This is a genomic window from Citrobacter tructae (genome assembly GCF_004684345.1).
Lineage (GTDB): Bacteria > Pseudomonadota > Gammaproteobacteria > Enterobacterales > Enterobacteriaceae > Citrobacter > Citrobacter tructae.
In genome coordinates this window covers 2,536,339-2,561,676 of sequence record NZ_CP038469.1, presented here as the reverse complement: position 1 = coordinate 2,561,676, position 25,338 = coordinate 2,536,339, and the positions used below count along the sequence as shown (strand labels likewise).

At 53.0% G+C, this 25,338-nt stretch carries 20 protein-coding genes; 11 read left to right on the top strand and 9 right to left on the bottom strand.

What is annotated here, in order from left to right:
• Positions 1–4 precede the first annotated feature (4 nt).
• Together ppdD and nadC are read right to left on the bottom strand one after the other, a co-directional pair.
• Positions 5–442 (bottom strand): prepilin peptidase-dependent pilin, encoded by a 438-nt coding sequence (gene ppdD, locus E4Z61_RS13050; RefSeq protein WP_135323143.1) that lies wholly within the window; start codon positions 440–442, stop codon positions 5–7.
• Between the two features lie 222 nt (positions 443–664).
• Positions 665–1,558, bottom strand: a complete 894-nt coding sequence (gene nadC, locus E4Z61_RS13045) for a carboxylating nicotinate-nucleotide diphosphorylase (protein WP_135323142.1) — start codon at positions 1,556–1,558, stop codon at positions 665–667.
• 87 nt (positions 1,559–1,645) lie between these two features.
• Between nadC and ampD the strand changes: the two genes are divergently transcribed.
• Both ampD and ampE read left to right on the top strand, forming a co-directional pair.
• Positions 1,646–2,209 (top strand): 1,6-anhydro-N-acetylmuramyl-L-alanine amidase AmpD, encoded by a 564-nt coding sequence (ampD, locus tag E4Z61_RS13040; RefSeq protein ID WP_135323141.1) that lies wholly within the window; start codon positions 1,646–1,648, stop codon positions 2,207–2,209.
• On the top strand, positions 2,206–3,060 hold the full coding sequence (gene ampE / locus E4Z61_RS13035) for a beta-lactamase regulator AmpE (protein ID WP_135323140.1): 855 nt from the start codon (positions 2,206–2,208) through the stop codon (positions 3,058–3,060). Before ampD ends, ampE begins: the two co-directional genes overlap by 4 nt.
• Positions 3,061–3,120: 60 nt before the next feature.
• Here the strand turns inward: ampE and E4Z61_RS13030 are convergent, their stop codons facing one another.
• From E4Z61_RS13030 to aroP, 3 genes are all read right to left on the bottom strand, one after another.
• Complete coding sequence (locus E4Z61_RS13030) at positions 3,121–4,071, bottom strand: glycoside hydrolase family 43 protein (RefSeq protein WP_135323139.1); 951 nt, start codon at positions 4,069–4,071, stop codon at positions 3,121–3,123.
• Positions 4,071–5,477: a glycoside-pentoside-hexuronide (GPH):cation symporter gene (locus tag E4Z61_RS13025; RefSeq protein ID WP_135323138.1), complete on the bottom strand. Its 1,407-nt coding sequence runs from the start codon at positions 5,475–5,477 to the stop codon at positions 4,071–4,073. The genes E4Z61_RS13030 and E4Z61_RS13025 overlap by 1 nt, the downstream gene beginning before the upstream one ends.
• A 155-nt stretch (positions 5,478–5,632) precedes the next feature.
• Positions 5,633–7,006, bottom strand: coding sequence for an aromatic amino acid transporter AroP (aroP, locus tag E4Z61_RS13020; RefSeq protein WP_167817555.1), 1,374 nt, complete (start codon positions 7,004–7,006; stop codon positions 5,633–5,635).
• 564 nt (positions 7,007–7,570) lie between these two features.
• Here aroP and pdhR point away from each other — a divergent pair.
• The 5 genes from pdhR (at position 7,571) to traT (ending at position 15,591) form a co-directional block, all read left to right on the top strand.
• Entirely contained in the window at positions 7,571–8,335 is a 765-nt protein-coding gene (gene pdhR / locus E4Z61_RS13015) for a pyruvate dehydrogenase complex transcriptional repressor PdhR (RefSeq protein WP_096758283.1), read from the top strand.
• 165 nt (positions 8,336–8,500) lie between these two features.
• A complete protein-coding gene (gene aceE / locus E4Z61_RS13010; RefSeq protein WP_135323137.1) occupies positions 8,501–11,164 on the top strand; it encodes a pyruvate dehydrogenase (acetyl-transferring), homodimeric type in 2,664 nt (887 codons plus the stop codon).
• A 14-nt stretch (positions 11,165–11,178) separates the two neighbouring features.
• Positions 11,179–13,065: a pyruvate dehydrogenase complex dihydrolipoyllysine-residue acetyltransferase gene (aceF, locus tag E4Z61_RS13005; protein ID WP_135323136.1), complete on the top strand. Its 1,887-nt coding sequence runs from the start codon at positions 11,179–11,181 to the stop codon at positions 13,063–13,065.
• Between the two features lie 175 nt (positions 13,066–13,240).
• Positions 13,241–14,665, top strand: coding sequence for a dihydrolipoyl dehydrogenase (gene lpdA, locus E4Z61_RS13000; protein ID WP_135323135.1), 1,425 nt, complete (start codon positions 13,241–13,243; stop codon positions 14,663–14,665).
• Positions 14,666–14,859: 194 nt separating this feature from the next.
• Positions 14,860–15,591, top strand: coding sequence for a conjugal transfer complement resistance protein TraT (gene traT / locus E4Z61_RS12995; RefSeq protein WP_135323134.1), 732 nt, complete (start codon positions 14,860–14,862; stop codon positions 15,589–15,591).
• A 50-nt stretch (positions 15,592–15,641) separates the two neighbouring features.
• On the opposite strand, the gene E4Z61_RS12990 is transcribed toward traT, so the two are convergent.
• Both E4Z61_RS12990 and E4Z61_RS12985 read right to left on the bottom strand, forming a co-directional pair.
• Positions 15,642–16,436, bottom strand: coding sequence for a DUF2950 family protein (locus E4Z61_RS12990; protein ID WP_135323133.1), 795 nt, complete (start codon positions 16,434–16,436; stop codon positions 15,642–15,644).
• A gap of 10 nt (positions 16,437–16,446) precedes the next feature.
• Positions 16,447–18,057 (bottom strand): DUF3300 domain-containing protein, encoded by a 1,611-nt coding sequence (locus E4Z61_RS12985; protein ID WP_135323132.1) that lies wholly within the window; start codon positions 18,055–18,057, stop codon positions 16,447–16,449.
• A 434-nt stretch (positions 18,058–18,491) separates the two neighbouring features.
• Here E4Z61_RS12985 and acnB point away from each other — a divergent pair, with 434 nt between their 5' ends.
• Positions 18,492–21,089 (top strand): bifunctional aconitate hydratase 2/2-methylisocitrate dehydratase, encoded by a 2,598-nt coding sequence (gene acnB / locus E4Z61_RS12980; protein ID WP_135323131.1) that lies wholly within the window; start codon positions 18,492–18,494, stop codon positions 21,087–21,089.
• Between the two features lie 174 nt (positions 21,090–21,263).
• Positions 21,264–21,626, top strand: a complete 363-nt coding sequence (gene yacL, locus E4Z61_RS12975) for a protein YacL (RefSeq protein WP_135323130.1) — start codon at positions 21,264–21,266, stop codon at positions 21,624–21,626.
• A 59-nt stretch (positions 21,627–21,685) separates the two neighbouring features.
• On the opposite strand, the gene E4Z61_RS12970 is transcribed toward yacL, so the two are convergent.
• Positions 21,686–22,033, bottom strand: coding sequence for a YacC family pilotin-like protein (locus E4Z61_RS12970; protein WP_135323129.1), 348 nt, complete (start codon positions 22,031–22,033; stop codon positions 21,686–21,688).
• A 153-nt stretch (positions 22,034–22,186) separates the two neighbouring features.
• On the opposite strand from E4Z61_RS12970, the gene cueO reads away from it, so the two are divergent.
• Complete coding sequence (gene cueO / locus E4Z61_RS12965; RefSeq protein WP_135323128.1) at positions 22,187–23,782, top strand: multicopper oxidase CueO; 1,596 nt, start codon at positions 22,187–22,189, stop codon at positions 23,780–23,782.
• 198 nt (positions 23,783–23,980) lie between these two features.
• Entirely contained in the window at positions 23,981–24,517 is a 537-nt protein-coding gene (gene hpt / locus E4Z61_RS12960; RefSeq protein WP_003018658.1) for a hypoxanthine phosphoribosyltransferase, read from the top strand.
• Between the two features lie 71 nt (positions 24,518–24,588).
• On the opposite strand, the gene can is transcribed toward hpt, so the two are convergent.
• On the bottom strand, positions 24,589–25,278 hold the full coding sequence (gene can / locus E4Z61_RS12955; RefSeq protein ID WP_135323127.1) for a carbonate dehydratase: 690 nt from the start codon (positions 25,276–25,278) through the stop codon (positions 24,589–24,591).
• Between the last annotated feature and the right edge of the window lie 60 nt (positions 25,279–25,338).

Genomic DNA, 25,338 nt, shown 5'->3' with positions numbered 1-25,338 from the left:
TTCCTTAGTTGGCATCAAAGCGGAAAACGTCTTCACAGGCCTGCTGCAAAGCACTGTCATTTTGGATGTTACAGCTACGGATCCAGCCGGTAATGCCGTTGGCATTGTCCCAGTTTGGCGTCATGGTCACGCTCAAACCGTTGAGGCTTTCCTGCCCGGTGAGGTTGACGATGCCTTTTTCGACGCTCATGCCGGAGACATAGCGAGTGGTGGCAGGAGAGGGAATTCCGTTGGTCCCGGCATCGCAGGTGGCTGTGCCACCATGCTCCAGCGCGCAGAGCTCGACCGCCGTGCGATAGGGGACAAAAGTCTGCAGCATGTCTGTCAGTGCTGCCTTGCGCAGATAGTTTTGATAAGCCGGAATCCCTATGGCGCTGAGAATGGCAATGATGCCAATGACCACCATTAATTCGATAAGTGTGAAGCCTCGTTGCTTGTCCATTGTTCGCTCCTTGAGTTAGCTGGCGCTACTGTGGCAAACAGGAGGTCGCTTAGGCGAGGGGCAAAAAACAGAACGGGAAGGCTGGTTCGGAGGATTTTATTGCGCTTACAGGATCAAACAATGTTCTTGCGAAGGGGCTCGAAGAAAACGCCGGATAGCCGTCGAGAGGGATCAGGCTGAAGACCCGATAAGCGAAGTGCCATCGGGCAATACATTCAGCAACTAACGAAAACGCATGGAGAGATCGAGCGCACGCACGTGCTTGGTCAGCGCGCCTACAGAGATGAAATCCACGCCGGTTTCAGCAAATTCGCGCAGCGTTTCATGGGTGACATTCCCTGAAACCTCCAGACGCGCCTGGCCGTTGGTGCGTTTTACCGCTTCGCGCATTTGGTCGGTTTCGAAATTATCGAGCATGATGATGTCCGCCCCGGCCTTCAGCGCGTCGTCCAGTTCATCAAGACTTTCCACTTCAACCTCTACCGGAACGTCCGGGTGCAGCCAGAAGGCTTTTTCAACGGCTTGACGCACCGAACCGGAAGCAATAATGTGGTTTTCTTTAATCAGGAAGGCGTCAGAAAGCCCCAGACGGTGATTCGCACCGCCGCCGCATAATACGGCATATTTCAGCGCGGTACGCAGTCCTGGCAGGGTTTTACGCGTATCCAGCAACTGGGTTTTTGTCCCCGCCAGCAGGTCGACGTATTTACGCACCTCGCTCGCCACACCCGAAAGCGTCTGCACAAAATTAAGCGCGGTACGTTCGCCGGTGAGTAATACGCGGGAGGGACCATCCAGTTCAAACAATGGCTGATTCGCTTTAATGCTGTCGCCATCTTCAATGTGCCAGGTGATCTTCACATCATCGCCAGCAAGTTGAATAAAGACCTCTTCCACCCAACGTTTCCCACAAAAAACGCCATCTTCGCGGGTGATCACGATAGCGTGAGAGCGCATATCCTCTGGCAAAAGCTGTGCGGTGATATCGTTCCGGGCATCAACTTCGCCACCTAAATCTTCACGCAGTGCTTGAGCAACAGAGGCGGGAATATCGAGGTTGATGCGTTCCAACAGCGCGTCACGTCGGGAGTCAGGGTTATAGCGGCGAGGCGGCATGATAAAACTCCAAATAGCTAACGAATCATAAGATAGAAACATGCTACCCTGAACCTGATATGAGCACCACCAATAAGGAGATTCTGCATGTTGTTAGACAAGGGCTGGCTGACAGAGGCGCGACGCGTTCCCTCTCCCCATTACGATTGCCGCCCGGATGACGAAAACCCTTCTTTGCTGGTGGTGCATAATATCAGCCTGCCACCCGGTGAGTTTGGCGGTCCGTGGATCGACGCCTTATTCACGGGCACAATTGATCCCAACGCTCATCCTTTTTTTGCCGAGATCGCCCATTTACGCGTTTCTGCTCATTGTCTGATTCGCCGTGATGGCGAGATAGTACAGTATGTCCCTTTTGATAAACGCGCCTGGCATGCGGGCGTGTCGAACTATCAGGGCCGCGAACGTTGTAATGATTTTTCGATTGGTATTGAGCTGGAAGGGACGGATGCGTTGGCTTATACCGATGCACAGTACCAGAAGTTGGCGGCCATAACGCAGGTACTGATTCAGCGTTATCCGGCGATTGCCAATAACATGACCGGGCATTGCAATATTGCGCCCGAGCGCAAGACCGATCCGGGACCGTCTTTTGACTGGGAAAGGTTTCGCGCCCTGGTCACCCCCTCGTCACACAAGGAGATGACATGACGCTGTTTACAACATTACTGGTGCTGATTGTCGAGCGCCTGTTTAAGCTGGGTGAGCACTGGCAGCTTGATCATCGGGTTGAAGCCTTTTTCCGCCGGATTAAGCATTTTTCTATGATTCGCACCCTCGGCATGACGATGATTGCGATGGGCGTGACATTCCTGCTGCTGCGTGCACTCCATGGACTGCTGTTTAACGCGCCTTTACTGGTGGCGTGGATCTTAATTGGCGTGCTGTGTATCGGGGCTGGCAAGATACGTTTGCATTATCATGCGTACCTGAATGCAGCATCCCGCAACGATGCCCACGCCCGTGAAGCGATGGCCAGCGAATTAACGCTTATCCATGGTGTACCGCCGGAATGTAATGAGCGGGAGTATTTGCGTGAGCTGCAAAATGCGTTGTTGTGGAATAACTTTCGTTTTTATCTGGCTCCGCTGTTCTGGTTGATCGTGGGGGGCGCGTGGGGGCCGGTGACGCTGGTCGGCTATGCCTTCTTACGCGCGTGGCAGTCCTGGCTGGCACGGTATTTGACCCCGCATCAGCGTTTACAATCGGGTATTGATGCGATTCTGCATGTGTTGGACTGGATCCCAGTGCGTCTGGCTGGTGTAGTTTATGCGCTGCTGGGGCATGGTGAGAAGGCGCTGCCCGCGTGGTTTGCCTCGCTGGCGGATCTGCATACCTCGCAGTATCAGGTATTAACGCGCCTGGCACAGTTCTCACTGGCACGTGAACCGCACGCCGATAAAGTCGAAACCCCAAAAGCAGCCGTGGCGTTGGCGAAGAAAACGTCGTTTGCGGTGGTGGTGGTGATTGCCGTGTTAACCATCTATGGCGCGTTAATTTAGGTTGTTGATCTGACCTACGACAAGGCGTTGCCCGGTTGCTGTATGCTTCCGGGCAATCATTCAAATCGTATCAGCAGGCGGGATGCCAAAATCTGGCATTCCGTTTTCGTCCCAGCGAACAAGCTTCAAACGTGTATGGCGGTTGGGGTCGTACAGCGGATCGCCCTCGATTTCGGTGTAGTTTCTCGCGTGATATACCAGCACATCTTCCCCTTCCTGCGTTTGCGTAAAGCTGTTGTGCCCTGGTCCGTATTGACGATTTTCATAGCTGGTGGTAAAGACCGGGCGCGGTGATTTATGCCAGTTTTCCGGGTTTAGCGGGTCGGCACTGAGATCAATCCACAGTAGCCCCATACAGTAGTTTTCGTCGGTGGCGCTGGCGGAATAGCTGACAAACAGCTTGTCGCCGTGCACCATCACGGCGGGACCTTCGTTAACCCAAAAGCCACGGCACTCCCAGTCATACTCAGGATGACTGAGCATCACCGGCTCGCCTTTAATCGTCCACGGATTTTCCAGCTCTGCGAGATAGATATTGGAGTTCCCGGCGATATCGGGAGATTTCTGCGCCCACAGGTACCACTGTTTTCCCTGGTGGTTAAAGGTGGTGGCATCAAGTGCGAAGGTATCAAACTGCGTTTTAATCTGGCCTTTCTCTGTCCATTTTCCTGTCAGCGGATCGGCATCTGTGCACTCGAGGGCAAACATACGGTGCTGGAACATCCCCATCTTGTCGAGCGCCTGAGTGTGGGTGGCGGCAAAATAGATGTACCACTTGCCGGCAAGATGATGGATTTCTGGCGCCCAGATCAGCTCGCTCATCGGGCCGCTTTCTGGTTTGCGCCAGATGACCACCGGAGTGGCGGAGCGTAGTCCTTCCAGTGAGTCAGCCCGACGGATCTCCAGGCGGTCGTATTCAGGCACCGAAGCAATGAAATAATAGTGGCTGCCGTCATGGAGAATAAACGGATCGGCACGCTGTTCGATAAAGGGATTTGGCCACTGATTCATCAGGCTTTCCTTACGTGTTCAGTCGATTTAACGTCATGGTATTCATTCAATTCACGGTAGTTGGCGCGGCGTTTTTCCAGGTCTGACTGGATTTGCTGCATAAACACGCGGTCAACTTTTAGCAGACGAACCACGCCTGCGGTAATCAGATAACCTACGCCCGGAATAATGGAAAACAGCAGCATAATACCGTTAATAGCGGATTCGCTTTGTGCTTTAGCACCAGCGTCGTAACCGTACCAGGAGAGCAGGAAGCCAACCATCGCTCCGGCAATCGCCAGGCCCAGCTTGAGGAAGAACAGGTTGCCGGAGAAGCTGATCCCGGTGATGCGTTTCCCGGTTTTCCATTCGCCGTAGTCATCGACATCGGCCATCAGTGACCAGTGCAGTGGGGAAGGGATCTGATGCAGGATGTTGAGCAGGAAGTAGAGCACCATAATCATCATGGTGGCTTTCGGATCGAAGAAGTAAAACGCGGCGGAGAAAATCGCCAGGATGATATTGGTCCAGAAGAACACTTTCAGTTTGCACCAGCGATCGGTTAAGACCTTCGCCAGCATACTGCCGATCATCATGCCGACAACACCAAGGCTAATAAACAACGTCGCGAACTGCGTGCTTTGCTGCATCACCCAGGTGACGTAGTACATGGTGGCGGCCATGCGAATAAAACCCGGGCAGACGTTGCACAAAGTTAACAGCAAGATTTTTACCCATTGATCGTTCTTCCAGACATCTTTCAGGTCGGCTTTTAAATCGTCGTTTGTCTGGACGGCAGGTTGTACGCGTTCGCGTACTGTCGTGAAGCAAAACAGGAACATGCACATACCAATAAAGGCCAGCACGGCCATCGCCATCTGATAGCCTTTAGCTTTGTCTTCGCCACCAAACCAGTCAGCCATCGGCAGTAAGGTGAGGGAAAGCAGCAGGGTGGCAATGCCTACCAGCACAAAGCGATAAGATTGACAGGCGACGCGCTCTTTCGGGTCGTTGGTGATGACGCTGCCGAGTGAGCAATAGGGTATGTTGATCGCAGTGTAGGTAATAGACAGCAGGAAGTAGGTGACAAACGCATAGATAACTTTGCTGTTATAACTCCACTCTGGGGTGGTAAACATCAGGACGCTGAATAATGCGTACGGGAAGGCAATCCACAATAACCATGGACGAAATCGACCATATTTACTGCGTGTGCGATCGGCCATTGCGCCCATAATAGGGTCCGTTACGGCATCAATAACGCGTACTGAGAGCAGTAAAACGCCGACCAAAGCAGGTGCAAGACCAAATATGTCTGTATAAAAATAATTAACAAACAACATGATGGCGCCAAATATGATGTTGCATCCGGCGTCGCCCATGCCATAGCCGATCTTTTCTTTCACCGACAGTTTACTGGTTTCCATCAACTGCGCTCCATAAATAAGATATGGAGAGAATTATTGTCTGGTGAAGGTGTTTTTGCGTTGCAGGATAACGCCACTGATATGGATGAAACAGTTATTTGCGGGAAAGTGTGAGGCAGGTAACACCCCCTACCTTTGCAGGTAGGGGGTGAGAATTAATGTGCTTTAACTGCTTTGGCCGTTTTCTGCTTACACAGATAACCGACGCCAAGAATGGCAATCCACACCGGGATCAGGTAAACGGAAATCGCCATGCCTGGCGTCATCAGCATAATCACCAGCACTGCCGCCATGAAAATCAGGCAGACCCAGTTGCCCAGCGGGTAGAACAGCGCCGGGAAGCGACTGGCAACGCCCTGCTGCTGTTTCGCTTTGCGGAACTTGATGTGCGCGAGGCTAATCATCGCCCAGTTGATCACCAGTGCGGAGACCACCAGTGCCATCAGTAAGCCAAATGCAGATTCCGGTGCCAGATAGTTGATGAGGACGCACAGCGCGGTGACCAGCGCGGAGACCAGGATGGTATTGACCGGTACGCCGCGTTTATCCACGCTCATCAGCGCTTTCGGCGCGTTACCCTGCTGAGCCAGACCGAACAGCATACGGCTGTTGCAATACACGCAGCTGTTATAGACAGAAAGGGCGGCGGTCAGTACCACGACGTTCAGCGCGTTAGCCACAAACGTGTCGCCCAGCTCGTGGAAGATCAGTACGAACGGACTGGTATCTGCCGTCACGCGCGTCCATGGCATCAGGGAAAGCAGTACAGCCAGCGAACCGACATAGAAAATCAGGATACGGTAGATGACCTGGTTGGTGGCCTTCGGAATGCTCTGCTCCGGATTATCCGCTTCTGCTGCGGTAATACCAACCAGCTCCAAACCGCCGAAGGAGAACATGATAATCGCCATCATCATCACCAGACCGGTGAAGCCGTGCGGCAGGAAGCCACCTTGATCCCACAGGTTGCTAACGCTGGCCTGCGGGCCACCGTTGCCGCTAAACAGCAGCCAGCCGCCGAACAGAATCATCGCCACGACCGCAATGACCTTAATAATGGCAAACCAGAATTCCATCTCACCGAACACTTTCACGTTGGTCAGGTTGATGGCGTTGATGGCCACGAAAAAGACGGCCGCAGACACCCAGGTAGGGATCTCCGGATACCAGAACTGGATGTATTTCCCGACGGCGGTCAGCTCAGCCATGGCAACTAAAACGTACAGAACCCAGTAGTTCCAGCCGGAGGAGAAACCGGCGAAACCGCCCCAGTACTTATAGGCAAAGTGGCTGAAGGAACCTGCAACCGGCTCTTCAACGACCATTTCACCTAACTGGCGCATAATTAAAAAGGCGATAAAACCGGCGATAGCGTAACCCAGAATAATACCCGGCCCTGCAGACTGGATAACGGACGCGCTGCCGAGGAATAACCCGGTGCCTATCGCGCCACCCAGCGCGATAAGCTGTATATGACGGTTTTTAAGACCGCGCTTTAGCTGATCGCCATGCTGTTGACTTTCCATCATTAAACCTCGTGTGTGGTTTTACTCTTCATCTTTCGAGTACTTATATTTTGAACCACGCAGTGACGCGTGTGTAAGTTTGCAATTCCGTTTGTTGTATTAATTTGTTTACGGCAATGGTCGGTAAAATGTTGCCTAAATACTTTTGTCTTGATCAGAATAATGTTATGCGAGCGCGAATGCACCTGCTTTATGAAGGGAGGATGACGAGTTGAATAAAAAGAAACCATTTGTAAACACGCGTTTTTCTACCGCAAAATTGAACATTTGAATTTTTATTCGTTAATTTTGCTTCAAATATCGATAAATAAGCAGGTGAATCGGTTCAGATGGGATAGTTTTTCGTTTCAATTACGTTAAAACTACCCAGTGAGGGGTAAATTTAACATTTGTGCATAGTTACATGTTTGAAACGTTATTTCTGTAATGTTGTTAAAATATGCCTCCTTTACTGATTTCAATCAAAACCTGTATGGACAGAAGGTGAATACTTTGTTACTTTAGCGTCAAGAACATGAAATTGGTAAGACCAATTGACTCCGGGCAAATGGCTTAAGACAGGAAATCATGGCCTACAGCAAAATCCGCCAACCAAAACTCTCCGATGTGATTGAGCAGCAGCTGGAGTTTTTAATTCTTGAGGGGACACTTCGCCCTGGAGAAAAACTCCCACCGGAACGCGAACTGGCAAAACAGTTCGACGTCTCCCGCCCCTCCTTGCGCGAGGCGATCCAACGTCTCGAAGCGAAGGGGTTGCTGCTTCGTCGTCAGGGTGGTGGCACTTTTGTTCAGAGTAGCCTGTGGCAGAGCTTTAGCGACCCACTGGTAGAGCTGCTCTCCGACCATCCTGAATCCCAGTTTGACCTGCTTGAGACGCGCCATGCGCTGGAAGGTATTGCCGCTTATTACGCCGCGCTACGCAGCACGGATGAAGATAAAACGCGTATCCGTGAACTCCACCATGCGATCGAGCTTGCTCAACAGTCCGGCGATCTTGACGGCGAATCTGATGCGGTACTGCAGTATCAAATTGCTGTCACCGAAGCGGCGCATAATGTGGTGCTGCTCCATTTGCTCCGCTGTATGGAGCCGATGTTGGCGCAGAACGTCCGTCAAAACTTTGAATTGCTGTATTCGCGTCGGGATATGCTGCCGCTGGTAAGCAGTCACCGTACGCGTATTTTTGAAGCGATTATCGCCGGGAAGCCGGAAGAGGCACGCGAAGCGTCCCACCGTCACTTGGCGTTTATTGAAGAAATTCTCCTGGACAGAAGCCGTGAGGAAAGCCGTCGTGAACGCGCCTTACGCCGTCTGGAGCAACGAAAGAATTAGTGATTTTTCTGGCAGAAAATTAACCAGAAGATGTTGTAAATCAAGCGCCAATTAAAGTGCGCGGCAACTAAACGCAGAACCTGTCTTATTGTGCTCTTGCGAGCAAGAACACAATGGGACAGGTTCCAGATAACTCAACGTACTAGATAGATAAGGAATACCCCCATGTCAGAACGTTTCCCAAATGACGTGGATCCGATCGAAACTCGCGACTGGCTACAGGCGATCGAATCGGTCATCCGTGAAGAAGGTGTTGAGCGTGCTCAGTATCTGATCGACCAACTGCTTTCAGAAGCCCGCAAAGGCGGCGTGAAAGTAGCGGCAGGTACAGGGGCAAGCAATTATGTAAACACTATTGCCGTTGAAGATGAACCGGAATACCCGGGCAATCTGGAGCTGGAGCGTCGTATTCGTTCTGCTATCCGCTGGAACGCCATCATGACCGTACTGCGTGCGTCTAAAAAGGACCTCGAGCTGGGTGGCCACATGGCATCCTTCCAGTCCTCCGCAACGGTATATGATGTTTGCTTCAACCATTTCTTCCGCGCACGCAACGAGCAGGATGGCGGCGACCTGATTTACTTCCAGGGCCACATCTCTCCAGGCATCTATGCACGTGCATTCCTGGAAGGTCGTCTGACTGAAGAGCAGATGAACAACTTCCGTCAGGAAGTTCATGGCAAAGGCCTGTCTTCCTACCCGCACCCGAAACTGATGCCAGAATTCTGGCAGTTCCCGACCGTTTCTATGGGTCTGGGTCCAATCGGTGCTATCTACCAGGCTAAGTTCCTGAAGTATCTGGAACACCGTGGCCTGAAAGATACCTCTAAACAAACCGTTTACGCCTTCCTGGGCGACGGCGAGATGGATGAGCCAGAATCTAAAGGTGCGATCACCATCGCGACCCGTGAAAAACTGGACAACCTGGTCTTTGTTATCAACTGTAACCTGCAGCGTCTTGACGGCCCGGTCACCGGTAACGGCAAGATTGTTAACGAACTGGAAGGTATCTTCGCGGGCGCTGGCTGGAACGTTATCAAAGTCATGTGGGGCGGTCGTTGGGATGAGCTGCTGCGTAAAGACACCAGCGGTAAACTGATCCAGCTGATGAACGAAACCGTTGATGGCGACTACCAGACCTTCAAATCCAAAGATGGCGCATATGTTCGTGAGCACTTCTTCGGTAAATACCCGGAAACCGCAGCACTGGTTGCTGACTGGACTGACGAGCAGATCTGGGCTCTGAACCGTGGTGGTCACGATCCGAAGAAAGTCTACGCTGCATTGAAAAAAGCGCAGGAAACCAAAGGCAAAGCAACTGTAATCCTCGCCCATACCATCAAAGGTTACGGCATGGGTGACACCGCTGAAGGTAAAAACATCGCGCACCAGGTTAAGAAAATGAACATGGACGGCGTGCGTTACATCCGCGACCGTTTCAACGTTCCTGTAACCGATGAGCAGGTTGAAAATCTGTCTTACATTACCTTCCCGGAAGGTTCTGAAGAGCATACCTATCTGCACGCTCAGCGTCAGAAACTGCACGGTTACCTGCCGGCTCGTCAGCCGAACTTCACCGAGAAGCTGGAGCTGCCGGCTCTGGAAGACTTCGGTGCGCTGCTGGAAGAGCAGAACAAAGAAATCTCCACCACTATCGCTTTCGTTCGTGCCCTGAACGTGATGCTGAAGAACAAGTCGATCAAAGATCGTCTGGTGCCGATCATCGCCGACGAAGCGCGTACTTTCGGTATGGAAGGTCTGTTCCGTCAGATCGGTATTTACAGCCCGAACGGCCAGCAGTACACCCCGCAGGACCGTGAGCAGGTTGCTTACTACAAAGAAGACGAGAAAGGTCAGATCCTGCAGGAAGGTATCAACGAACTGGGTGCTGGCGCGTCCTGGTTGGCAGCTGCGACCTCATACAGCACCAACGATCTGCCAATGATCCCGTTCTACATCTACTACTCCATGTTCGGGTTCCAGCGTATCGGTGACCTGTGCTGGCAGGCGGGCGATCAGCAGGCACGCGGCTTCCTGATCGGTGGTACTTCCGGTCGTACAACGCTGAACGGCGAAGGTCTGCAGCACGAAGATGGTCACAGCCATATTCAGTCTCTGACTATCCCGAACTGTATCTCTTACGATCCGTCTTACGCGTACGAAGTTGCGGTCATCATGCATGATGGTCTGGAGCGTATGTACGGTGAGAAACAAGAGAACGTTTACTACTACATCACCACGCTGAACGAAAACTACCACATGCCGGCAATGCCAGCAGGTGCTGAGGAAGGTATCCGTAAAGGTATCTACAAACTCGAAACCCTCGAAGGTAGCAAAGGTAAAGTTCAGCTGCTGGGCTCCGGTTCTATTCTACGTCACGTACGTGAAGCAGCGCAGATCCTGGCGAACGACTACGGCGTAGGTTCTGACGTGTATAGCGTCACTTCCTTCACTGAACTGGCGCGTGATGGCCAGGATTGTGAGCGCTGGAACATGCTGCACCCGCTGGAAACCCCACGCGTTCCGTACATTGCTCAGGTGATGAACGACGCGCCGGCTGTAGCATCTACTGACTATATGAAACTGTTTGCCGAACAGGTTCGTACTTACGTACCGGCTGATGATTACCGTGTACTGGGTACTGACGGCTTCGGTCGCTCTGACAGCCGTGAAAATCTGCGTCACCACTTCGAAGTTGACGCTTCTTATGTGGTTGTAGCGGCACTGGGCGAACTGGCTAAACGTGGCGAAATCGATAAGAAAGTGGTTGCTGACGCTATCACCAAATTCAATATCGATGCAGATAAAGTTAACCCGCGTCTGGCGTAAGAGGTAAAAGAATAATGGCTATCGAAATCAATGTACCGGACATCGGGGCTGATGAAGTTGAAATCACCGAGATCCTGGTCAAAGTGGGCGACAAAGTTGAAGCTGAACAGTCGCTGATCACCGTAGAAGGCGACAAAGCCTCTATGGAAGTTCCGTCCCCTCAGGCGGGTATCGTTAAAGAGATTAAAGTCTCTGTTGGCGATAAAACTGAGACCGGCAAACTGATCATGATTTTCGATTCCGCCGACGGTGCAGCAGCTGCTGCACCTGCTCCGGCAGAAGAGAAGAAAGCAGCCGCTCCGGCCGCTGCACCGGCTGCTGCGGCAGCGAAAGACGTACACGTACCGGACATCGGCGGTGACGAAGTTGAAGTCACTGAGATCATGGTCAAAGTGGGCGACACCGTTGCGGCTGAACAGTCTCTGATTACTGTAGAAGGCGATAAAGCCTCTATGGAAGTACCGGCACCGTTCGCGGGCACCGTGAAAGAGATCAAAATCAGCACCGGCGACAAAGTGTCTACCGGCTCCCTGATCATGGTCTTCGAAGTAGCGGGCGCAGCGCCTGCTGCTGCTCCGGCTCAGGCTGCAGCTCCAGCAGCAGCGGCTCCGGCGGCTTCTGGCTCTAAAGAAGTTAACGTACCGGACATCGGCGGTGACGAAGTTGAAGTCACTGAAGTGATGGTCAAAGTGGGCGATAAAATTGCCGCTGAGCAATCACTGATCACCGTTGAAGGCGACAAAGCATCGATGGAAGTTCCGGCGCCGTTCGCAGGTACCGTGAAAGAAATCAAAATCAGCACCGGCGACAAAGTGAAAACCGGTTCTCTGATTATGGTTTTCGAAGTTGAAGGCGCTGCACCGGCTGCTGCCCCTGCACAAGCTGCTGCTCCGGCTCAGACCGCAGCACCTGCACCTGCCGCAGCACCGGCTCCGGCTGCTAAAGCGGAAGGTAAATCTGACTTCGCTGAAAACGACGCTTACGTTCACGCGACTCCGCTGATTCGTCGCCTGGCGCGCGAATTCGGTGTGAATCTGGCGAAAGTGAAAGGGTCTGGCCGTAAAGGTCGTATCCTGCGCGAAGACGTTCAGGCTTACGTGAAAGACGCGGTTAAACGCGCTGAAGCTGCACCAGCTGCTGCTACCGGCGGCGGTATCCCGGGTATGCTGCCGTGGCCGAAAGTGGACTTCAGCAAGTTTGGTGAAATCGAAGAAGTGGAACTGGGCCGTATCCAGAAAATCTCAGGTGCTAACCTGAGCCGTAACTGGGTGATGATCCCGCACGTTACTCACTTCGACAAAACCGATATCACCGATCTGGAAGCGTTCCGTAAACAGCAGAACGCCGAAGCTGAGAAGCGCAAACTGGACGTGAAATTCACCCCGGTTGTCTTCATCATGAAAGCGGTTGCGGCGGCTCTCGAGCAGATGCCACGTTTCAACAGCTCCCTGTCCGAAGACGGCCAGAAGCTGACGCTGAAGAAATACATCAACATCGGTGTTGCGGTAGATACGCCAAATGGTCTGGTTGTTCCGGTCTTTAAAGACGTGAACAAGAAGAGCATTACCGAGCTGTCTCGTGAACTGACGGTGATCTCCAAGAAAGCGCGTGATGGTAAGCTGACGGCTGGCGAAATGCAGGGCGGTTGCTTCACTATCTCCAGCATCGGCGGCCTGGGGACTACCCACTTCGCACCGATTGTGAACGCGCCTGAAGTGGCTATCCTTGGCGTGTCCAAGTCTGCTATTGAACCGGTGTGGAATGGTAAAGAGTTTACTCCGCGTCTGATGATGCCGATTTCTCTCTCCTTTGACCACCGCGTGATTGACGGTGCTGATGGTGCTCGTTTCATTACCATCATCAACAACACGCTGTCTGACATTCGCCGTTTGGTGATGTAAGCGAAAAAGCCGGCCCGACGGCCGGCTTTTTTCTGGTAATCTCATGATGTCAGTGAGGTTATTGTGCGAAAGACAAATCGGTTGCCGTTTGTTGTTTCAAAATTGTTAACAATTTTGTAAAATACCGGCGGATAGAACGACCCGGTGGACGACGGGTATAAATTAAGAGGTCATGATGAGCACTGAAATCAAAACTCAAGTCGTGGTACTTGGGGCAGGCCCGGCAGGTTACTCTGCTGCCTTCCGTTGCGCAGATTTAGGTCTGGAGACCGTCATCGTAGAACGTTACAGCACCCTTGGTGGTGTTTGTCTGAACGTCGGCTGTATCCCTTCTAAAGCGCTGCTGCACGTAGCAAAAGTTATCGAAGAAGCGAAAGCGCTGGCCGATCACGGTATCGTCTTCGGTGAGCCGAAAACTGATATCGACAAGATTCGTACCTGGAAAGAAAAAGTTATCACTCAACTGACCGGCGGTCTGGCTGGCATGGCCAAAGGCCGTAAAGTGAAAGTGGTAAACGGTCTGGGTAAATTTACCGGGGCGAACACCCTGGAAGTTGAAGGCGAAAACGGCAAAACCGTGATCAACTTCGACAACGCGATCATCGCGGCGGGTTCCCGTCCGATCGAACTGCCGTTTATTCCGCATGAAGATCCGCGCGTGTGGGATTCCACCGACGCGCTGGAACTGAAAACCGTACCAAAACGCCTGCTGGTTATGGGTGGCGGTATCATCGGTCTGGAAATGGGTACCGTTTACCATGCGCTGGGTTCAGAGATCGACGTGGTTGAAATGTTCGACCAGGTTATCCCTGCTGCCGATAAAGACGTGGTTAAAGTCTTCACCAAACGCATCAGCAAGAAATTCAACCTGATGCTGGAAACTAAAGTGACTGCCGTTGAAGCGAAAGAAGACGGTATTTACGTTTCCATGGAAGGCAAAAAAGCGCCTGCTGAAGCACAGCGTTACGACGCTGTACTGGTCGCTATCGGTCGTGTACCGAACGGTAAAAACCTCGACGCAGGCAAAGCGGGCGTTGAAGTTGATGACCGTGGCTTCATCCGCGTAGACAAACAACTGCGTACCAACGTACCGCACATCTTTGCTATCGGCGATATCGTCGGTCAGCCGATGCTGGCGCACAAAGGTGTGCACGAAGGTCACGTTGCCGCTGAAGTTATCGCTGGTAAGAAACACTACTTCGATCCGAAAGTTATCCCATCCATCGCCTACACCGAACCAGAAGTTGCCTGGGTCGGTCTGACTGAGAAAGAAGCGAAAGAGAAAGGCATCAGCTACGAAACCGCCACCTTCCCGTGGGCTGCTTCTGGCCGTGCTATCGCTTCCGACTGCGCAGACGGTATGACCAAACTGATTTTCGACAAAGAATCTCACCGTGTTATCGGTGGTGCAATTGTCGGTACCAACGGCGGCGAGCTGCTGGGCGAAATCGGTCTGGCGATCGAAATGGGCTGTGATGCTGAAGACATCGCGCTGACCATCCATGCGCACCCGACTCTGCACGAGTCCGTGGGCCTGGCGGCAGAAGTGTTTGAAGGTAGCATTACCGACCTGCCGAACCCGAAAGCGAAGAAGAAGTAATCTTGCCGCTTTTGTGAAAACGCCTCTTCGGAGGCGTTTTTTTTGTCTGTAACTACCTGTTCTGGTAGTCATCTTATTGATATTTCCGCTAAAAATTTCCTTTCAACTGCCGATACTTTTTTCACCATTGTGTGGCTACTGGCCGCGCGGTTTAGGGGTTCTGGACTCTTTATTACACGAAAAAAGGAAAAAACATGTCTTTAAAAAAAATCGCGGTTGTTGGCATGGTTGTCGCGGCAATGACGCTGAGCGGGTGCGGTGCAATGACTACCGCCGTGAAAAAACGTAACCTTGAAGTGAAAACGCAGATGAGTGAAACCATCTGGCTGGAGCCTTCCAGCGAAAAGACCGTCTACATTCAGGTAAAAAACACGTCTGATAAAGATATGAGTAACCTGCAGATGCTGTTAGCCAATGACCTGTCAGCGAAAGGGTACAAAGTGACCAGTTCTCCGGACAGCGCCTACTACTGGGTACAGGCAAACGTGCTGAAAGCGGACAAAATGGATCTGCGTGAGTCGCAGGGATTCCTGAAGACCGGCTATGAAGGGGCGGCGATGGGCGCGGCTTTAGGCGCGGGAATTACGGCGTATAACAGCAACTCTTCCGGCGCGGCACTAGGTGTTGGCCTGGCAGCGGGTCTGATCGGTATGGCGGCAGATGCGATGGTTGAAGACGTGAACTACACCATGGTTACCGACCTGCAAATCTCCGAACGCAGCAAAGCGAAAGTGACCACGGATAACGTCGCAGCCCTGCGTCAGGGGACCTCGGGCATCAAACTGCAAACCAGCAGCGAGAAGGGTGACCGCGCGAAATACCAGACCCGCGTGGTCTCTAACGCTAACAAAGTTAACCTGAAGTTCGAAGAAGCTAAACCTGTGCTGGAAGCACAACTGGCGAAGTCAGTGGCTAACATTCTGTAAAAAAGAAGCCGGGTCGCTCAACGTTGACCCGGCCTACGGTTTGCGCCGCTTTACTGCGCGACGGGCTGCCAGGTTTTATCCGGGGCGTAGGCGGTCATCGCCTGCGCTTTATGCTGCGATGTTCCTCCAAGATCCGCCTGGTAGACCGTGTCATCCCCGCTAATCATAAAGCTCATTATGCCAGTGTGACCGTAACTGACGGGCCAGGCTACCATCGCAAAGCCGCTGGCTGTGTCGGGAAGGATACGGAAACGATAACCGTGATAGCCCATGCCGGGTTCTTGCGGGCTGAAGGCCGGTCCCAGAGGGCTTGGCGCTTCGCCTGGGGCGACGGGCCAGTACAGACCGTCCTTTTTCCCTTCAGAGCTGACAATCTTCTGCGCATACTTTTGGTTCATCGCAAAATAGCTCTGCTGAGCATCTACATAGGCATGTAATGCTTCGATAGCGGCGAGTTCGTTACGCCCAATCTCACGGGTCTGAATCTCTTCGGCGGCTTCGTGCATATCAAATTGCCAGCCGGAGGTTGTTTTGACAACCGGGATAGGCAACTGCCAGTTGCTGTCTCCGACAACAAGATGTGCCGTATCACCATCGATGACGGTGCTATGATGGACCTTCCAGTCGCGCAGGAAGCGGTCGACGGCATCAGGATCGACGCCTTCTGGCGGCAGGAAATCGCGCCAGTTTTCCCCGAGCAGGTTGTTCATCGCACTTTCATTTTGCTTACCGATCGCGTTTGTCAGCGCATCGGTTGCCTGGTCTGGTGTACTGAAGGATTGTTGTGCCATCGCGGTGGTCGAAACCATGAACAACACCATTCCACTGAGTAGTTTATTTTTCATGTCGGTTCCCTTAACGATGACGGAATTCACGGTGCTCAGCACGACCGCCAGATGGCTGACGCGATGGCTGATTGCGGGCGACCTGCCGGCTCTGGGCACCTCGCTGCTGCTGTGCTTGCCAGCTGCCTGAGCGGCTGTCGTTGCCGCTCAGCGCGTTGGCGCGCGGCCGCTGCTGAGTAGTATTCCGCTGTTGCACATTGCGTTGCTGCACTGGTTGCGAAACCCGTTTCTCCTGCCTTTGCGCCGTCGCCTGGCGGTTCTCACGCTGCTGGGTGCTTGCCCGCTTCGTGGTTTGTGGTTTAGTGTCGTAGCCGCGGTAGTTGTTGCGTTGGGAGATCTGCTTCAACTGCTGATTTGACGCCTGGCGCTGAGCATCTTTTGTTCCCGGACGCGCTGTCTGAGGGAACGTTTTTCCCGTTGATTTCTCCATCTGGTTCATGGCCGCCTGACGCTGGCTATCGCGGTTGGCCGATCTTTGCGGGTTTTGCTGGGTCGCGCTGAGCCCCGTTGCGGTGTTTGTGGAGTGGAAATGATTATTGAGCTGGTTATTCGGATAGGGCACACCCTCACGATAGGCCGGGTTATGCTGCCAGGTACGGTTGGCATCCGTCAGACGCTGACCGCTGATTTTATTGAAGTTATCAACGTTGATATTGATGTTGTTATCACCGTTGCGGTTATAGCCGCCGTGATTATCCCAGTCATCATTATGATGGTGGTCCCAGTCGTCATCGTCGTCCCAGTCGATGTTGCTGAAAATAGCATAGGTTGTCGCCACACCCAGGCTGAAGCCTAAACCGTTAACAAAGCTGTTGCCAAACTGCTCGCCGGGCGTTGGCGGCAGATAGGTTGGCGGATAGGCGGTGTTTGGCCAGGTTCCGTAAACCGTATTCGGGTTATAGGTGGGGACGTACACCACCTGCGGATCGGCGGATTCAATCTTGATAACCGTTGGGCTTGTTGTGGCGGTAGTAGTGGTTGAACTGGTTTTCGACTCGCTGGTGACGGTTTTAGCCGGTGCCGTTTTTGCCACGGTGGTGACCGTCTGCTGTGGCGTCGATTGCAACGCGCCGGTTTGTTGCGCCAGCGCACGCAGGCGTTGCACGGAATCCATGACATCTTGCGGCTGCGCGAGGAAAGCATCACCCAGATTTTGTACCCACGGCGGGTTTTCACCTAACAGCGACATCAGTTGAGGAAACGCGACCAGCGATTTCACGCTTGGGTCCCAGGGTTGCCCGGCAACGGCCTGAATAGCGGCGTCACCCTGCATTTTAGGGTTGTCTTTTGACCACTGCGCGGCCTGGATAACGTTGGCCGGATAGGTCGATGCCATCAATATTTGTGACAGCAAGGCATCCGGATAGAGCGCGATGGGCGCAATCCACTGGTCGATTTGTGCGGCAGTGTATGTCGGCGCAACGGCAGGAGCGGGTGGTGTGACCGGTGCGGGAGCGGCTACGGGAGCCGGAGTCGGAGCCGGAACAGAAGGTTGCTGTGCGACAGGGGCCGGAGCAGCAGGCTCCGTGGTGCGGCTTTTGACGAACATCACGCCAGAGGCGGCGAGTAGCCCGGCACTGCACAGAAGGACGAGCAGATGTGGCTTAAGGGGCAACTTCATAAAATGACTCCAACGAGACAAGCGCTGTGCCGTGAGGCGTTTCTGTTGCCGCGAGTATTATTCACCCGTGTTTTACAGTTTTGACTTTTATTGGGGAACAGCCCGATATGTCCGGGAAAAGAGTGTGAACATTTATTACACAATTATATCTGATGGCTGAAAAGTCGTTGGAATATTCAGAATCCCGCAGTGGTAAATCAACCGCTTTGAGGCGGTTTGTGGGGACCTGAAATTTGCTCGTCCCCTCGCTATACCATTCTTAACGATTCAGCCAATTTTTTATGTTGCTTTTTTGTAAACGGATTAACACTTAGTGAAAATCCTGTTATTGTGCCTTATGCGGTACCGGGCATTTACCCTACAAACTGCTGTCTCACAGGAGCGTGAAGAGAATCGCCTACCGCATATGACAATGAGAGCGAGGAGATACCGTCGTGCTAGAAGAATACCGTAAGCACGTAGCTGAGCGTGCCGCCTTAGGGATTGTGCCAAAACCGTTAGACGCAACCCAAATGGCCGCACTTGTCGAGCTGCTGAAGACCCCGCCTGTGGGCGAAGAAGATTTCCTGTTAGACCTGTTGATCAACCGTGTTCCTCCTGGCGTAGATGAAGCCGCTTATGTCAAAGCGGGTTTTCTTGCTGCCGTCGCAAAAGGCGACACAACGTCCCCACTGGTGACACCAGAGAAAGCCATTGAACTGCTGGGCACCATGCAGGGCGGTTACAACATTCATCCGCTGATTGACGCGCTGGACGATGCAAAACTGGCGCCGATTGCCGCCAAAGCGCTGTCTCATACGCTGCTGATGTTTGATAATTTCTATGACGTAGAAGAAAAAGCCAAAGCAGGCAACGCATACGCGAAGCAGGTGATGCAGTCCTGGGCTGATGCCGAATGGTTCCAGAGCCGCCCGCCGCTGGCGGAAAAAATGACCGTTACCGTGTTCAAAGTGACGGGTGAAACCAATACCGACGACCTGTCTCCGGCACCGGATGCATGGTCGCGTCCGGATATCCCACTGCACGCGCTGGCCATGTTGAAAAACGCCCGCGAAGGCATTGAGCCAGATCAGCCGGGTGCAGTCGGCCCGATCAAACAGATTGAAGAACTGCAGAAAAAAGGTTACCCGCTGGCCTACGTTGGCGACGTTGTCGGTACCGGTTCTTCGCGTAAATCTGCCACCAACTCCGTGCTGTGGTTCATGGGCGACGACATTCCAAACGTGCCGAACAAGCGCGGCGGTGGTCTGTGCCTCGGCGGCAAAATCGCACCTATCTTCTTCAACACCATGGAAGATGCGGGCGCACTGCCAGTCGAAGTGGACGTGTCGAACATGAATATGGGCGACGTGATTGACGTTTACCCACACAAAGGTGAAGTGCGTAACCACGAAACCAACGAACTGCTGGCGACCTTTGAACTGAAAACCGATGTACTGATTGATGAAGTACGCGCCGGTGGCCGTATTCCGCTGATCATCGGTCGTGGCCTTACCACCAAAGCGCGTGAAGCGCTGGGGCTACCGCACAGCGATGTATTCCGTCAGGCGAAAGACGTGGCGGAGAGCAGCCGCGGTTACTCCCTGGCGCAGAAAATGGTGGGCCGCGCATGCGGCGTAACTGGCATTCGTCCGGGCGCTTACTGCGAACCGAAGATGACCTCCGTCGGCTCTCAGGACACCACCGGCCCGATGACCCGTGATGAACTGAAAGACCTGGCCTGTCTGGGCTTCTCTGCAGACCTGGTGATGCAGTCGTTCTGTCATACCGCCGCGTATCCGAAGCCGGTTGACGTGACCACGCACCACACGTTGCCGGACTTCATCATGAACCGTGGCGGCGTGTCGCTGCGTCCGGGTGATGGCGTTATCCACTCCTGGCTGAACCGCATGCTGCTGCCGGACACCGTCGGTACCGGTGGTGACTCCCATACTCGTTTCCCTATCGGTATTTCCTTCCCGGCGGGCTCGGGTCTGGTGGCGTTTGCTGCTGCGACCGGCGTGATGCCGCTGGATATGCCGGAATCCGTTCTGGTGCGCTTCAAAGGCAAAATGCAGCCGGGCATCACTCTGCGCGATCTGGTACACGCTATTCCGCTATACGCGATCAAACAGGGCCTGCTGACCGTTGAGAAGAAAGGGAAGAAAAACATTTTCTCTGGTCGCATCCTGGAAATCGAAGGTCTGCCGGATCTGAAAGTCGAGCAGGCATTCGAACTGACCGATGCGTCTGCTGAGCGTTCTGCTGCTGGTTGTACCATCAAGCTGAACAAAGAGCCGATCATTGAGTACCTGACTTCCAACATCGTCCTGCTGAAGTGGATGATTGCCGAAGGTTACGGCGATCGTCGTACGCTGGAGCGTCGTGTGCAGGGTATGGAAAAATGGCTGGCGGATCCGCAGTTGCTGGAAGCCGATGCTGACGCAGACTATGCGGCGGTGATCGACATCGATCTGGCGGATATCAAAGAGCCAATCCTGTGTGCGCCGAATGATCCTGATGATGCGCGTTTGCTGTCTGACGTGCAGGGTGAGAAGATCGACGAAGTGTTCATCGGTTCCTGCATGACTAACATCGGTCACTTCCGTGCGGCGGGTAAGCTGCTGGATGCGCATAAAGGGCAGTTGCCGGCTCGTCTGTGGGTGGCGCCGCCGACCCGTATGGATGCTGCACAGCTGACCGAAGAGGGCTATTACAGCGTCTTTGGCAAGAGCGGGGCGCGTATCGAAATCCCTGGTTGTTCACTGTGCATGGGTAACCAGGCGCGTGTGGCTGACGGAGCGACGGTGGTTTCGACCTCTACCCGTAACTTCCCGAACCGTTTAGGTACCGGCGCGAACGTCTATCTGGCCTCGGCGGAACTGGCGGCAGTGGCGGCACTGATCGGCAAACTGCCGACGGCGGAAGAGTATCAGACCTATGTGGCACAGGTAGATAAAACGGCTGTGGATACCTACCGTTATCTGAACTTTGACCAGCTCTCTCAGTACACCGAGAAAGCGGAAGGTGTGATTTTCCAGACGGCGGTATAATTCGCTAGCGCGTTTTGTGTAAAAACGCATCAATGCCCGGAGAGGTCAGCTTCTTCGGGCATTTTTATTTCTATTCCTTATACCCGCTACGCTTTTTTTCTGCCGCGCTGCTGCGATAATTACAGCAAGGTGCAGTGCGGTATTGGCGCATTGCCGGGAGCAGAGGAACACATTATGGATTACGAATTTCTGCGCGATATTACCGGAGTGGTAAAGGTGCGTATGTCCATGGGCCACGAAGTGGTAGGGCACTGGTTTAATGAAGAAGTGAAAGAGAACCTGGCTTTACTTGATGAAGTGGAACAGGCAGCGCGTGCGGTAAAAGGCAGTGAGCGTTCCTGGCAGCGGGCAGGGCATGAGTATACGCTCTGGCTGGATGGCGAAGAAGTGATGGTGCGCGCCAATCAACTGGAGTTTACGGGCGACGAAATGGAAGAAGGGATGAACTACTACGACGAAGAGAGTTTGTCTCTGTGCGGCGTCGAGGATTTCCTTCAGGTGGTGGCGGCATACCGCGAATTCGTTCAGCAGAGATAATTATACCGCCGGATGCGTCTTTATAAGCCGGATAAGCGTCAGTGCCATCCGGCATTACATTACTTAACGTAGGCCAACAGGCTCAGGGAATCACGCGCCAGCGCTTTGCACTTTTTGGCGACCGGGATCCCAATGCCGCTTAAATCGCGGTAGCTGTCTTCACCGAGTGATTTCATGTCGAAGGTGTCGTAATTACTGAGGTCCCACTGGTTCTGTTGGGCAAAAAAGACCAGTGCGCGACGGATCTGCCCATTCGGCAAATTCTGGTATCCACAGTCATTTTTCAGAAAGACAAAAACTGCCGTTAAATCGGCCATATCTTCGGCTTCGGACTCACTAAGCGCGTAGCTGTTTGCGCATACGGTCATCAGGCTGCCGAACAAAATTGTTCTGAAAAACGTCTTCATTGCTTCTACCACTGCATCACGGAATTTAAACGTTAGCACACTGCGAGCGAAGCGACGACCTTTATTATTAGCCGTTCACTTGACCTTCCCGTAAGGGGAGGGCTTATGCTTAAAAGATAGCCTGCTTAAGCTGCTGAATATAAGGAAGTGATTATGCAACGTCGTGACTTTTTGAAGTATTCCGTGGCGCTGGGCGTCGCATCAGCGTTACCTCTCTGGAGCCGTACTGTTTTTGCCGCCGAGCGTCCTGCGTTACCCATTCCCGATCTGTTAACGGCGGATGCCGCCGATCGCATACAGCTGATCGTTAAAGCCGGACAGTCGACCTTTGCCGGTAAAACCGCCGCGACCTGGGGGTATAACGGTAATTTGCTCGGGCCTGCGGTAAAGCTGCAGAAAGGTAAAGCAGTCACCGTTGATATCTATAATCAGCTGGCCGAAGAGACGACATTGCACTGGCACGGGCTGGAAATACCTGGAGAAGTTGACGGCGGGCCGCAGGGCATTATCCCGGCGGGCGGTAAACGTTCCGTGACCTTCACACCGGATCAACGGGCAGCGACCTGCTGGTTCCATCCACATCAGCACGGCAAAACCGGTCGCCAGGTGGCGATGGGGCTGGCCGGGCTGGTGCTGATTGAAGATGAGGATATTCGCAAGCTGATGCTGCCGAAGCAGTGGGGTATTGATGATGTTCCGGTGATTATCCAGGACAAACAGTTCTCTGCCGACGGACAAATTAATTATCAGCTGGACACCATGACCGCCGCCGTCGGTTGGTTTGGCGATACGCTGCTGACCAACGGGGCGATGTATCCGCAGCATGCCGCGCCGCGAGGTTGGCTGCGTCTGCGCTTGCTAAATGGCTGTAACGCCCGTTCACTTAACGTAGCGGCCAGCGACAACCGGCCGCTGTACGTCATTGCCAGCGATGGCGGGCTATTGGCGGAGCCGGTGAAAGTCACCGAACTTCCTATGCTGATGGGCGAACGTTTTGAAGTGCTGGTGGATATCAGCGACGGCAACGCCTTCGATCTGGTCACTCTGCCGGTGAGTCAGATGGGCATGGCGATTGCGCCTTTTGATAAGCCGCATCCGGTGATGCGTATTCAGCCGTTGCGTATTACCGCTTCCGGTACGCTGCCGGACACGCTGACTACCATGCCAGCCTTGCCTTCGCTGGAAGGACTGACGGTGCGCAGGCTGCAATTGTCAATGGACCCGATGCTCGACATGATGGGTATGCAAATGCTGATGCAGAAGTATGGCGACCAGGCCATGGCTGGCATGGGGCGCGGGCAGATGATGGGGCATATGAATAATGGCGAGATGGGCCACGGCAAAATGAATCATGGCAACATGAATCACGGCAAAATGGGCAGCATGGACCACGGCGGGAAGTTTGATTTCCATAACGCTAACCGGATTAACGGTCTGGCATTTGATATGAATAAACCGATGTTTGCCGCGACGAAAGGTCAGCATGAACGCTGGGTGATTTCCGGTCAGGGCGACATGATGCTGCATCCGTTCCACATTCACGGCACCCAGTTCCGTATTCTCTCTGAGAATGGCAAAGCGCCTGTCGCGCACCGTGCGGGCTGGAAAGATACGGTTCGTGTCGAAGGCGGCGTCAGCGAAGTGCTGGTGAAGTTTGACCACGATGCACCAAAAGAACATGCCTATATGGCGCACTGCCATTTGTTAGAGCATGAAGATACCGGCATGATGCTCGGCTTTACTGTTTAACCACTTTATTGCCGGATGAAATTGTCATCCGGCGTTTAACTTACCGACAATCCTGCTAACTATCAGAGGAACACGGCTTCTTTACTGGTATACTTCATCCACTGAATTATTTGTATGCTGTCGCGAGTGTAGTGGTTAGCGCGAGCTTTCGATTTGCATGATGTGTTAACTGATAAAAATCAGTGAGTTATATAGTTTATGAAACATACTGTAGAAGTCATGATCCCGGAAGCGGAGATCAAAGCGCGTATTGCTGAGCTGGGACGTCAAATTAACGAACGTTACAAGGACAGCGGCAGCGACATGGTGCTGGTTGGTCTGTTACGCGGCTCATTTATGTTTATGGCAGATCTGTGCCGTGAAGTGCATGTCTCCCACGAAGTCGATTTCATGACCGCCTCCAGCTACGGCAGCGGCATGTCTACCACACGTGATGTTAAAATCCTCAAAGATCTGGATGAAGACATTCGTGGTAAAGATGTACTGATTGTCGAAGACATCATCGACTCCGGCAACACGCTGTCAAAAGTGCGTGAAATCCTTAGCCTGCGCGAGCCGAAATCTCTGGCGATCTGTACGCTGCTGGACAAACCATCTCGTCGTGAAGTGAATGTCCCGGTCGAATTTATCGGCTTTTCCATTCCTGACGAATTTGTTGTCGGTTACGGCATTGACTATGCCCAGCGTTATCGTCATCTGCCGTATGTTGGCAAAGTGGTACTGTTGGACGAGTAATTGCAGAGGTGCCTGATGGCGCTTCGCTTATTCGGTCTGCACGTTTCTAACCGGCAGACCGAATATACTGTTTACGCGTCGCTTCCACTCATCGGCGTTTGCTTGTGATTAGTATGTTTCTGGCTGAGGTTTGACAGACCCTGTCGGTAGCGCTGCTCCAGTGATTCACGACTGGTGGCGGTAACGTCCAGATCGCGCAACAGGCCATCATGAATACCGTAGGCCCATCCGTGAATCGTGACTTTCTGGCCGCGCTTCCAGGCTGAGCGCATGATTGTTGAGTGACCCAGGTTATAGACCTGCTCCATCACATTGAGTTCGCACAGCGTATCCATACGGCGCTCCGGTGGCATCTCACCCAGTAGAGAACTGTGTTTAAACCAGATATCGCGGATATGCAGCAACCAGTTATCGATCAGCCCCAGTTCCGTATTTTCAATGGCAGCCTGTACGCCACCGCATCCGTAGTGCCCACAAATAATAATGTGTTCCACTTCCAGCACATCAACCGCATACTGAACCACTGAGAGGCAGTTCAGATCGGTGTGAATAACCAGATTGGCGACATTACGGTGAACAAATAATTCGCCCGGTTCAAGACCGGTTAATCGTTCGGCGGGAACGCGGCTATCGGAGCATCCAATCCATAGAAAGCGCGGATTCTGCGTATGCGTCAGTGTTTCAAAAAATCCGGGATCCTCTTCTACCAGCATCTTTGACCATAGTGCATTGTTGCTGATGAGTGTATCTATGTCTTTCATGGAGTTTTATGACCCGAAGCCAGATAAATGCGAGGGGCTAATATAGGGTAACTCCAGCAT